Genomic DNA, 13,056 nt, shown 5'->3' with positions numbered 1-13,056 from the left:
GGGAGTTCAACATGAACAAAGAAGAGTACATGGGGGTGCAAGTCTCCCCCTTATCCTATGAAGAAATCACCCAACAACTAAAACAAAACGTTTCACAAGGGGAGCAATCCACCATCATTGCTGTGAATCCCGAAAAAATCATGAAGAGCCAAACCGACGAAACCCTAAGGGACTTAATTAACGGTTCTACATTCCAAATCCCAGACGGAGTCGGTGTCCTACTCGCTTCACGCTTAAAAGGAGGAGATATCACCTCCCGCGTAACAGGCGTTGATATGATGGACAGGCTCCTTCAACTATCAGCAGACGAAGGCTACAGTGTCTTCTTCTACGGCGCCAAAGAAGAAGTCGTAACAAAAGCGATCGAAAACATCCAAGAAAAATACCCTGCAATCCAAGTGGCAGGCTACGAAAACGGCTATGCCCAAGATCAAGAAGCACTCATCCAAAAAATCCAAGATTCAAACGCCGACGTGATGTTCGTAGCCCTTGGAAGCCCAAAGCAAGAACTCTGGATCCGTGAAAACAAAGAGCGCCTTCCCGTAAAAGTGTTCCAGGGAGTGGGAGGTAGCTTCGACGTCTTTGCAGGTCACGTAAAACGCGCACCAGCCCCATTCCGCAAAGTAGGAATGGAATGGTTTTATCGCCTAGCAACAGATCCAAAGCGATTCAAACGACAACTCGCTTTACCAAAATTCCTATGGCGCGTAATCACTAAAAAATAAAAGGAGAGGCTTGCCTCATAGGGACAAGCCTCTTTTCCGCGTTATTTGAATGTTGTACATGTCCAGTTCCAGCGCCCAGCAACGAATGGACTTGGGCCCACACGACGTGGGTCAGATCGACGTTGTCACAGGACGTGACGAACTTAGTCGATCATTCTTACTCCGTTCGATAAGTCAACATCAAAATGTTTCACAATTTGTGTTTCCTTTATCTTACTACGGGCTCAGTCCAGTCCCTTCGTTGCTACCCGGGCGCTTCCACTTTTCGAATAAAGGAGGGATGCGCATGAAGATAGCTCACCTCATTTCAGGAGGAGAGACCGGCGGATCCAAAAATCACCTCCTTAGCTTACTCGCGAGTTTCCCAAAAGAAGAAGTCACCCTAATCGCGATGCAAAAAGGAGAGTTGTACGAGCAAGCCAAAGAGCAAGGAATCGATGTGCAATTACTCGATCAGAGCTCACGTTACGATCTAAAGGTGCTCACCAAACTAAAAAACTTTATAAAAGACAATGGCTACGACCTCCTGCACACACATGGTCCAAGAGCCAACCTCTATGGAGCCTTAATCATAAAGAAACTCAATATCCCTTGGGTCACAACCATTCATAGTGATCCAAAACTGGACTTCCTAAAGGGTGGACTCAAAGGCAAGATATTTACCAAGATCAATCTTTGGTCTATCAAAAGAATCGACCATTTCTTCGCCGTATCCGAACGATTCAAACAAGATTTGATCGACATCGGCATTCCTGGAGATCGAGTTTCTACTATATATAATGGCATAAATTTTTCCAAATCCTATGCAAAAGGGAACTTAACTAGAGAAGATCTGCAACTAAAACAAGAAAACTTCATCATTGCTATGGTTGCTCGGCTCCATCCAATAAAAGGTCACAATGAAGTTTTCGAAGCGATGCAAAACCTAAGCGATCCAAACGTCCAACTTCTTTTGATAGGAGACGGACCAGAACGCGAGGATCTACAAAAGAAAACCAAAGAACTGAACATCCAAAACCAGGTACATTTCCTAGGTTTCCGAGACGATGTTCCAGACATATACCAAATCAGTGACGTTGGCTTACTCGCTTCCTATAGCGAAAGCTTCCCACTAGCACTCTTAGAAGCAGCAAGGGAAAAGACACCAGTCATCGCAACAAACGTAGGTGGCATCCCACACATGCTCGAAGACACTGGTTGGATCATACAGCCAAAAGATTCACAAGCAATAACCAACTCTCTACAAGAAGCCATCCAAGAAAAACAAGCTGGATCGCTCGCAAAAAGAGGAGAAGACTTCCACAATCACGCAAGTCAAAACTTCTCCTTAGAGCAACTGGCTGAGGCTACGAAAAAAATGTATAAAAAAATTAAAAAATCATGAAACTTTTAAAGAGGAGTTTCGTCTAACTTGTATGAAACTCCTCTTAATTTTTCCTGTAGAAGAAAAATTGTTCAAAAGATGAAGAGTTACAAGGGCTCTTCATCTGATCTCTTGAACAAATATTCAGCTTTGAAAACTTAAATGCAATTGAAAAATAGAGGAGTGTAACATCATATGGCAAGTAAACATTCACTGACGTATTACTTAATTCTTTTACACATCATAATCATTCCGTTAGTGCCAGCAAAAGTGTATGTAGGACCAATTCCTGTATCAGCACAGGTCGTTCTTATACCATTACTAACGCTAGCAGTGATCGTTGAATACATGAGAAAGCGTGTTGAGTTCAACACCTTACCGATCAAGATGTTTATGACCTTATTTGGTTTATTCTTTCTTGTTCAAATCATTTCATTAAGCCAGGCCGTTTCAATCATACCTGGAATTAAAGAAATGGTTCGCTATTTATCCTATGTATTCTTATTCTTCATTGTAACGAAAGTGAAATTCTCAAAGCAGGAATATCACGCATTCGCGTTCACCTTCGTGGGGACAATAGCTGCAGCAGGTTTATGGGGGATTACCTCATATGCATTTGACATTAACCTGAATAAAGCTGGAGTTTACGCCCTCGAAGAAGCATATGGACGTGTTCATGCAACAATGACAAACCCGAACTACTGGGCAGGCTTTGTAAATTTCATTATTCCAATGTTACTCTTATTCGCTGTTGTGCGTTTCAAAGAACGAAAATGGCAATTACTTATGTTCGCCGTATTTGGTATCTATGTAATAAACCAAATTTTCACTTACACACGCTCAGCATGGTTGATTATGGCTTTAGCAATCATCCTTACATCCTTGTTAATTCCAAAACAATTCTATAAAAAGATGTTTACCATCCATTTAATCGTGGCAACGTTACTATTGGGTATAATTGTCTATAACCTACCAGATGTTCAAGAACGTACCAGATCTGCCATGTTCGTCGTACAATCTTTCTTACCAGAAGATACTCAAAATGGTGGTAAAGACGGCGAATTGTCAGAGGACGAGGAGAAGAACAAGTCCTTCACAAACAAAGCAGTAGTGTCTCGTACAACCCTATGGAAAACCGGTTGGGTTATGTACAAGGAGAATCCTGTACTAGGACTTGGTATCGGGAATTATGGTGAACGCTACAAAGAATATGTGACAAAATATCCAGAATTATACGTGGGCCATGATGAGTATTCCGTCCATAACTCCTATTTAAAGGTAGGAGCAGAAACGGGTACAATAGGGTTATTGAGTTTTCTAGCAATTTACGTCTATTACTACTTTTTCCTTGGTAAACAATTCTTCTTACATCGTAGAGATCTTACCAAGAAGTTATTACTGATTGGATTGTTTGTCGGAAGTGGTACCTATGCAGGGCAAAATCTAGCGAACAACTTGATATTTATCCCACAACTAAATGTACTGTTCTGGTTGATCTCAGGGTTAATATTTAATTATGTGCATACATTATCTGATGATGCATAGACATAGTAAGGTGTCTGTAAATATATTGAAAATCTGATATTGTGTTACTAGCATAACCATGTTATGCTAGTAACTATCATTGATTGAAAAATCATAATATTTTTTTATATTAAATTTTCTAAACAATCATAAAAATTTCAATGATGTTACAGAATGTATCAATAAACTACCGATCTATGTAAAAAAACAGACAAAATTTTCACATATCAGTTGACCTCATTGCTAGATTTGGTAGAATTAAATTGCGAGATTTTCCAACCAAACCATTTTTTTATCTGTTAAGGAAATCTTATCAAGTATAGGTTGGGGTTGGAATAATACTGTGAATTAGGGTTCATCTTTAGAGGTTTTATCGCACCTCTAGAACCTTATATATAAATATAGATGTACTTTAGTACATATTAAGGGAGGAAAAAGATTAATGGCATTTCAACCAAAGTCTTATCGCAAATTTATGGTTGCATCTGCTTCCGCAGCATTAGTAGGTAGCGCTGTAGCTCCAGCAGTTTCAGCAGCAACTGCAGCTGAGGATTTCTCAGATGTATCCGAAGACACACGTCATTATGAACACATCAATGCACTTTACGACATGGGAGTTGTATCAGGTTACACTGATGGATCATTCGGTCCTGACAACTACCTTAAGCGTAGTGAAGCAGCTGAAATGATTTTCACTGCTCGCGGATTTAACGTAGACGCTGATTTCGAACTTACACTAACGGGTGTACCAGATCGAATCGACGGTATTGTTGCAGAACTTGAAGAGCATGGAATCTTCGAAGGTAACGCAGAAGGTAATTTCAACGCTGACGCTGAATTAAACCGTGCTGAAATGGCGAAAGTCGTTATCGAAGCATTCGACCTTATGCCAGAAGATGGTGTAGCAGAATCACCATTTGAAGATCGTGGAGACACTTCTCTTAACACATATGTTGATGCAGTTTATGCATTAGAAATCGCTGATGGTTACGATGAAACTACATTTGGTGTTCATGATTCCATCAAACGTAAAGACTTCTCTAAAATGCTTCACAATGCATGGAAGCTTTGGAATGAGCAAAATGCAGCTGTAACTGTTGATGAAGCAGGCTCAGTAACAAAATTAATTGAAGGTGTTTACTCTGTATCTATTCCTGTAGCTAATCTTGACGGTGCTACTGCTGAAACTGTAGTAACACTAGATGTTAATGGCGAAACAGTAGAACTAGAATACCTTGCAGATCAAGAATCTTTCTATAATGGTGAGGTTTCTGGCTACACTGAAGCTGATCTGCGTGATGCAAAAGTAATGTATGATGTAGAAGAAGAAGAAACTGAACCTAGTAACCTAGGATCTGTTAGCGAGTTAAATGGTCAAGCAGTAAACCTTCTTAAAGGTGTTTATGCTGTAACTGTTCCAGCTGAAAGTGTAGAAGTTTCTGAAGGACAGACTGTTTCACTAACAGTTGGGGATAAGTCCTATGATCTTGAGTACCTTGAAGACAGAGACGTTTACTTCAATGAAAGTGTAACAGCAGACTCTGAAGAAGCAGTACTTTCAGGCACTGTTACAGTACAATAAGGTAGAGTTTTATGAAAAAAAGCCTACTTCTAAGTACAGGAACTGCAGTCATCTTAGGTAGTCTTACAGCTCCAAGTCTTGTACAGCCTGTAGAGGCAGCTTCAGATGTTACTATTGAAACAGTTGTCTTTGAACATAACGGAACCCAATTCACTGTCTCACTAAGAGACTATGCATTAGCATTAGCAACCAAAGATGGAGACTTTTACGATTTTTATAGTGAATTTACTCCAGATATAAAAGCTATCGGTATTAGTACAGGTGACTACTTGAACTTCCGAGACTATGCTATGGGGGTAACCTTCAAAAGTTCATCTGAAACTGTACAAGATGTTTTAGATGAGTTAGCAGACAGTTCAGACGTAATTGTGGAGGAAAGTACTGTCTCAACTTATCAAAGCATTAACGGTTATGATTCTAACATGGAGCCAATCTTCGAAGAAGCAGAGACTCCAGAGGTCATATCTATTGACTAGTAATCTAGTTAAATAAAAATATAATTTAGAAATTTAGGGAGGATATTATATTATGAAATCACCATTTAAAGTGATGAGTACAGCAGCATTAGCGGCAGCAGTTGCGGTACCAGCAGTAGCTGCGCCAACTGCACAAGCAGCAGAGGCGACTACTATTCACAGTGTAGCTATTCAAACTGAGGACGGTTCTGTAGTTACAGTTCCATTCATGGACTATGCAAAAGCAATGACATTCGGCACAGGCGAACTAGGTGAGTTTGTTCAAGCGAACTCTGTAGTAGCTGTAAGTGTAGAAGAAGGCAAATTCGTAACTATTAAAGAACTTGCTTTCGCAAAACTTGATAACCCAGATACAGCAACTCCAGAACTTCTAAACGAACTAGATGATAATGAAGAAAACCTAGTTTCTGATGAAGAAGTTGCAGAATACACTGCATGGGAAAACATGGGTGAAGATGCAGCTCCAATGGTTGAGTCTGTAAGTGCGATTGACGCTAAAACATTAGAAGTTGATTTCAACCAAGCAATTGATACTGAAAATGTTGATGTGAAAGTTAAGCGTGGAAACTTCTCAGTAATCCTTGACTCAGAGTGGAATGATGATAAAGATGCTCTAACTCTTTCATCTGAAACAAACTTAGTTGCAGGAGATTACACAGTTACAGTAACTGGCGAAGACCTTGAAGAAGATCTAGTTGGTACAGTAACTGTTGAATCACAAAAAGTATCTGATATTGAATTCCTTGGTGAAACACTTGTGAAAACTGCTTCTGATAAAGCAACTATGAACTTTAAAGTATTTGACCAATATGGTACTGATATTACTACTGACGCTGATTCACTAGTTAATAACATTTCTTGGTCTGCTTCAGTTGCTACTGATAGCCTAACAGACAGTAATGGTGTATTAACTCTTGACGCTAGCTCAGACTTCAGTGCTGATCAAACAGTTGTATTAACAGCAGTTGATAGTAAAACAGGTGAAAGTGAAACTGTTACAGCTACTGTTGGAGATGCAGCTTCAGTAACTGCACTTGAACTTGGCGATGTAGTTCTTCCAGAAGATACTAACCGTGTTTACACTGGTGATGCAGACGCAGCTAAAATCGAATTAAATGCACAAGATCAGTATGGTAATAGCCTATCATCTTCATCTCAAATCTCTGGTGTAACATTACTATCTTCAGATTCTAGTGTTAACTTCAGTATTGTAGATGTTGATGGCGAAGCTATGATTGATGTAGATACATCATCACTATCAACTGCAAAAACAGTAAAGCTTACTGCTGTAATCAATGCAACTGGTGAAACAGTAACTAAGGAACTTAACATTGTAAAACCTGCTGAGGCAGATGAAGTAAGACTAGGTGAGTTAGAAACAAACGTAATTGCTAAAGGTGATGCTGCAGGTTCAGTTGTAGTTCCTGTTACAGTTCTTAACCAGTTTGATGAAGAACTGACAGCAGCTCAAATTGCTGCTCAAGCAGGAAACATTAACGTAACAGGAACTGGTGCGCTAAATGGTGTATCTTTTGCAATTAACACTGACGATACTAGTGATAACTATGGAAAAATTGTTAACACTACTTCACTAACAACTTCTGGTGCTGCATCTATTGTAGTAACTTCTGGAACTGGTGAAACTGATTCCTTAACTACAGAAGTAAAAGCAGAACGTGTAGTAAGCGATGTTGTTGTACCTGAAGAATACACTTCTAAACTGATTTCTGGAGCAGACACACAAGTTAGCTTTGCATTCCAAGACCAATATGGTGATGCAATTACTCCAGTAGCTGGTAACACTAACACAAACCTTACTTGGGAATATACTGTATCTGGAGATACAGAAGCAGTAAATGTTAACAAGACATCTGGTACTGCTGAAGAAAATATGAGTCCACTTACTGTTTCTGCTGTTGAAGGTAAAACAGGTGAAGTAGCAGTAACTGGTAAATTATTGAATGGTTCAAACGAAGTAGTAAGCCAAGCTACACTTGATTTCTCTGTAGTTGCTAACAATGCTACTGGCTTAACTTATTCAGTAGATGATGTTGGTACACTTGCTGGTGACCAAGACTACGGCCAAGCTGGTGCTGACGCATATGCGAAAGTATTAAACGTTACAGCTACTGATGAAGAAGATAATAGCTATGCTATTCCATCTAGTGCAATCTTCAAAGTTACTTCTTCAAACTCCGATCTAGTAGAAGTAAGTAGCGGACGCCTTGGTGACGTAGCTATTGATGCTCAAGATAACCAGTGGGTAATTGCTTCTGGACCGAATAATGGTGGTGCTACTGCAGCTACAGATGTTACTGTTACAGTTTATGTGAATACTGATGATGGTGTTAAAACTATTGAGAAAACTGTAACATGGAGTCCTGCTGCACCTGAAACAACTGAAGTAATGCTTACAGATGCTGCTGTTACAGCTTCAAACCCTTATGGTTTAGCTGCTGGTACTAACGAAGTTTCTTCATTAACATTCGCTGATCGTACTGCAGTAGATACTGGTAGCGCTCTACATGTTGTTACTAAAGACCAGTATGGAGTATATAGTAACAAATCAACTGACTCATTATTTGAAGTAGCTGATTCTTCTAAAGTAGACACTACAAATTCTGTAGCATACAGTTCTACAGATGGCTTTGTCTTTGATGCTGCAAGTGACTTATTTGAACTAGATGAGGTTACAGCTGAGAATGTTCAGTATCGTGCTGATTCTCCAATCACATTTGTTCTTGAAGATAACGGTCAATTCGCTGAACTTGATGTAACAATTACAGCAGAAGAAGCTCTTGATGTAGCATCTGTAGGTGGAACTTACACAGCAGGCTCAAGTGCTACAGAAGTTGAAGCTAGTGAAACTGTAGTAATTACATTCAATGATGAACTTTCTGCATCTAGTGTAAATGCTACAATTGCTGAACTTGAAACTATTTTTGCTAACTCTCTAGATGGTGATGGTACTGGTTCAGTAGCTAAGACTTCTGCTGCAGGAGCAGACACTGAAATTACAGTTACTGCTGATGGTGGATCAATTACAGGTGGAGATGACGTTTCTACACCTTACACAATTAGCGCTGGAACTTTAGTTGACCTTGCAGGTAACAAAAATGACGCAGCTGTAAACATTGACTAATTATATTAAACGAAACGTTACTTCATAAGTTCTGTTAATGAACGAAAGAAGTGAAGAAAATGCCCCAAAGAAGTAGCTAATTTAACATTCAGCTACTACTTTGGGGCTTTTCTTTTAACTGCTATGTTATTATTTGGGTGAAATTCCTAAACATGATAACAGCTCAATTGATCATGAGCCTAATACTCCTGCGTCCAATGATGCTCTAATTAGCTGAGAGGGCGAAGTCAGGTGAAGACGTACTCAAAATGTAGAGGCGGGGTTCTTTAAAAGATAACTATGACTAGGTACCGAATCCATTATGATCCAGTACAAGCTAGTATATACTAAGTATAATTTGCTGTCAGTTTGGTATATACCTTTATAGTTTAGATATTATAAAGTGTTTGAAATAATTAGGGCTGTTAAATCAAACATTCTTATACTGAAAAGTGGAAGTCTAAGGTTATCAAAAAAAGGGATATACATAGTGGAACGTTTGAAGCTTTGTACGAACAGGTGAATTAGCACCGTTGGATCCATACAAAGTGGCAGCAAGTCCGTAGTAGTGTTGATAGTATGCCGTTTGAACTCGTAGTGGTAACGCAGGCGAGGAGGATAAAACTTGCTGGAGCGAAGGGACTTAGTCAGTAATAAGAAAATTATCCCCAATATTTTCTTTAGATTAATGCTTATATTTAATGAATTCTTGGTGGGATAAGTGATGTAATAGACTTATTCCACCTTCTTTATATATAGTAGTTTCTGTTAAAATTAGAATACATATTTTTTAAAGTGGAGATTTTCTATTATTGATGGCACGACGTATGCGGTGAAAGCCGCACGTATGGTGTATGCTTGACCGAAAATCATTATAGGTTAGGCGAGAATAGCAACTCAGCAATATTTAGTGTAGATTCTATAACTGCAGTTCCAACGAATGTGAAAAATGGAGACAAAATTACAATATTAGCTATGGCAAATCAACCAGGTTTAACATTATTAACTGATTTTTCTAGTTTTGATAGTAACTAAACAGAAGTAGCTGAAAACGTAACCGATAATGGGGATAATACTTACGCGATTGAATATACTATTAGTTCAGGTAATACTATTTCTGATGTTAGTGGTACCATCCCTGTAACTGTTACAGATTCAAAGACATCCGATTCTATAAACACCAATGCTATTACATTAGATAACACTGCTCCTACAGATCAGGCACAAAATCTATCATTTACTGATACAGATTCAACTCAAAATCAACTTGCTGGTACTATTAATTTTGATAAAGCACCAAGTGAGAGTGATATTGATCAATATGAAGTGACTATTACAGATAACTCAGGAAATGTATACACAAAATATGTGACAGCTGACGGTAGTGCCTCTTATACCGTTACATTATCCAATTTTACTGTAGTTGATAACAGTAATATTACGATCAGTGTAACTGCTATTGATGCAGCTGGTAATACGGGAACACCTGTTACTCAAAGTGTCACAGATAAGTAATTTTCATTAATATTGGATTAAAACCTCTCAGAATTATTCTGAGAGGTTTTTGCTTTGTTAAAAATAAATATTGTATTTTAATCTAAAAGTAAAATAAATGGTAACCGATAATACTATTGTATCAGCTGATTATTGGGGATAATCTACTGACGGATCGCCGTATGCGGTGAAAGCCGCCTGTGCGGTGAAGGCTCGCTCGAAAGCCATAATAAACAGAGAAAATGGTATAAGACGAGAATAGCGATGTAACAGCACCAACATTAAATCATGCTATAACTTTTGGAACAAATACCACTGTCAATCAGATTAATATGTGGTTTGATGAACCCGTAAGGTTTACAAACAATGCTTCCAGCTTTTTAAGTGCTGTAAGTGCTAGTAGTTTAAACCTTACAAATGCGTCAGCAAGCATTACAGATAACAAAGTAACAATTACGCTCGATCCGAGTCATGTATTGCCTCATGACTATGAAACGAGTGATTTAGCAATTTCCTCTGGTGAACTTGAAGACCTATCCGGAAATGACTTTTCAGTTACTGGACAATACCTTTATGATGGATGGACTGAAACGGTAACAAATGTTATTTATACGGATGCAGCTACTGGTGGGAGTGATGCAACAGACATTAAGATCGCATTTGATGATATAGCGGGCAGTGTAGATGAGACTCAATCACCACACCGTGTTCTCAATTACTATGTAACGGTATTTGCCGATGGAGCAACATATGAAGATGCCGCACATCAAATCTCTGATGGAATAAGTTCACTCTATAATGCTGGTGCAGAAGATAATTTAGCGGCTTTAGACCAATTAGTATCGCAAAACCGTTTAAAAGAAATCCCTGCAACATCAGGTGATGATGGAACTTTAGCAGCATTACCATCCACTCTAACAACATTTGATGAAGTAGACATTACGCAAGGAAACTATGAGGTATTTGTATTAGCTGTTGACCATGCTTATTGGGGTTTTTCAATCTCTGAGAATTATCTAGATGTAGTTGTTGGTGACTAAAGAAAAAGGGACGAGGCAATTTGATTGCTTCGTCCTTCTTTAGTTCAGGTTATTGCAAATACTTTTGTGTTGAAATAAGAAACTCTCATGCTATATTCTGACAAACTATTAAGGAGCAAGAGGTGATAAGATTTGTATTTAACAATATTTTATGTAGGGGTCTTTTTAATCTTTATAACTCTATTTCTGATATACACGATAAGATTGATAAAGAACTTATACAAAAAGAATTTTGTTTTAAGTAAGAAACTAGCAATGAAGCTATTCTACATAAATGCATTTTTCGTATATATGTTAATCGTGTCTGATTTGTTTATGGCTCCTCTTTATAGGATGAGTAATGCTCATGTTGCTATAAGGCTCTCCCTAGTAATTGGCTTATTAACATCCATTCTAATGATTTACCTAACAAAAATAAGTGAAAGAAAGAGTATCAAACTTTTTAAGATATTAATCACAATCCAAATAATGATTATAGGTGTTTATGATGTACTATTCTTATACTCATTCATTATTGATTTGAATCGTTTGTTTATTTAATCGTATTCTGTCTGTTCATAAGAAAATAAATATAAATTAAATAGAAAAAAAGCGTTTGAAGCCCTCTTGAAAAAGGAAAAACCTAACTGTAAACATTAAACAATAGAACCAAAACCCTACATAAGATTCATTGAAACGAAGCGGTTTATGGCTTATTGTAATAATAAGTAAGTATATTTCTACATCAATTGGAGGGAACACGTTGAAATCTATTAAACTTTTATTAGTTGCTTTAGGTGCTATGTTGGTACTTGGTGCATGTTCAAATAATGAATCTAAAGACATTGAGGAACTTGATGTAAGTCAAGAGGCTGAAAAAGACAAAGCAAACGATAAGGAATCTACTGAGGAAAATGATAATCAAGACAGTGGTAGTGGTTCCGGTTCTGGTGGAAGCGATTCAGGTGGTAGTGGATCACCGGAAGACTCAGACGATAGTAGCGAAGAAAATGATCAAGAAAGCAGTTCTTCAGAATCTAATGAAAAAACCAAAAGTGGAGGGGGCTCCTCTTCTGATAAAAACACGGGTTCTGAGGATCAAACCGAAACGAATACATCAGATCAAAGCCAGGATGACAGTCAAACGAATGATTCCAGTAACTCCACGGATCAATCATCAAACAATACATCAAGCAACCAAAACAGTTACAATCTAAACGAAGTGAATGGTACTGCTGTGGAAGTGATTAAAGGGATCTATGCAGTAAGTGTTCCGAAAGAACAGCTAAAAAATGTATCCAAAGATGCCAAGATCACATTTAAAGCTGGAGACAAAACATACGAACTAAAATATGAAAAAGAAGTCAATGCATTTGCTAATTTATACATTGACGATAACAATCTAGAAGCATTAAAAAAAGGAATTGTGATTACCGGGTAAAACCTTCATAATAATAGAAAAGAAGATAATAGGGGGATGTACATCATGACAAAAGTAGCGAAAGAGCTAAATGCAAAAGTAGTTGATCTAGATGGAATTGCTAAAGCAGTTTCAGTAGATGCTGAGAAATTAAACTTAGGCGTTCGTAATGACCTACTATTAGAAGTAGAAAATGGTGGAGAAAAGCAATATTACGCTCTTGAATACGTAAAAGACCAGAATGCTTACTTCAACCCACAATTACCATACAATCTTCCAGATGAAAAAATTCTAGAAGGTTCTATCAAAATTAATCAAAAGTAAAAGAAAGC

General features: G+C 38.0%; 10 protein-coding genes. All 10 read left to right on the top strand.

Annotation, left to right across the window (positions count from 1 at the left end; genetic code table 11):
* Positions 1–11: 11 nt before the first annotated feature.
* The 10 genes from GS400_RS17790 (at position 12) to GS400_RS17740 (ending at position 13,048) form a co-directional block, all read left to right on the top strand.
* The gene (locus tag GS400_RS17790; RefSeq protein WP_160104056.1) at positions 12–725 is read left to right on the top strand and encodes a WecB/TagA/CpsF family glycosyltransferase; all 714 of its coding nucleotides are present in this window, start codon (positions 12–14) and stop codon (positions 723–725) included.
* Positions 726–1,011: 286 nt separating this feature from the next.
* Complete coding sequence (locus GS400_RS17785) at positions 1,012–2,109, top strand: glycosyltransferase family 4 protein (protein WP_160104055.1); 1,098 nt, start codon at positions 1,012–1,014, stop codon at positions 2,107–2,109.
* 174 nt (positions 2,110–2,283) lie between these two features.
* Positions 2,284–3,633, top strand: a complete 1,350-nt coding sequence (locus GS400_RS17780) for an O-antigen ligase family protein (RefSeq protein WP_160104054.1) — start codon at positions 2,284–2,286, stop codon at positions 3,631–3,633.
* A 421-nt stretch (positions 3,634–4,054) separates the two neighbouring features.
* Complete coding sequence (locus GS400_RS17775; protein ID WP_160104053.1) at positions 4,055–5,194, top strand: S-layer homology domain-containing protein; 1,140 nt, start codon at positions 4,055–4,057, stop codon at positions 5,192–5,194.
* Positions 5,195–5,205: 11 nt separating this feature from the next.
* Positions 5,206–5,670, top strand: coding sequence for a hypothetical protein (locus GS400_RS17770; RefSeq protein WP_160104052.1), 465 nt, complete (start codon positions 5,206–5,208; stop codon positions 5,668–5,670).
* Between the two features lie 52 nt (positions 5,671–5,722).
* Complete coding sequence (locus tag GS400_RS17765) at positions 5,723–8,812, top strand: beta strand repeat-containing protein (protein ID WP_160104050.1); 3,090 nt, start codon at positions 5,723–5,725, stop codon at positions 8,810–8,812.
* A 1,305-nt stretch (positions 8,813–10,117) separates the two neighbouring features.
* Entirely contained in the window at positions 10,118–10,306 is a 189-nt protein-coding gene (locus tag GS400_RS17760; RefSeq protein WP_236561035.1) for a hypothetical protein, read from the top strand.
* Positions 10,307–10,617: 311 nt separating this feature from the next.
* On the top strand, positions 10,618–11,325 hold the full coding sequence (locus GS400_RS17755; protein WP_160104046.1) for a hypothetical protein: 708 nt from the start codon (positions 10,618–10,620) through the stop codon (positions 11,323–11,325).
* Between the two features lie 742 nt (positions 11,326–12,067).
* Positions 12,068–12,745 (top strand): hypothetical protein, encoded by a 678-nt coding sequence (locus tag GS400_RS17745; protein ID WP_160104042.1) that lies wholly within the window; start codon positions 12,068–12,070, stop codon positions 12,743–12,745.
* A 45-nt stretch (positions 12,746–12,790) separates the two neighbouring features.
* Entirely contained in the window at positions 12,791–13,048 is a 258-nt protein-coding gene (locus tag GS400_RS17740) for a hypothetical protein (RefSeq protein ID WP_160104040.1), read from the top strand.
* Positions 13,049–13,056 lie beyond the last annotated feature (8 nt).

Source organism: Pontibacillus sp. HMF3514 (genome assembly GCF_009858175.1).
Lineage (GTDB): Bacteria > Bacillota > Bacilli > Bacillales > BH030062 > Pontibacillus.
This window is presented reverse-complemented; position numbering and strand designations above follow the sequence as displayed.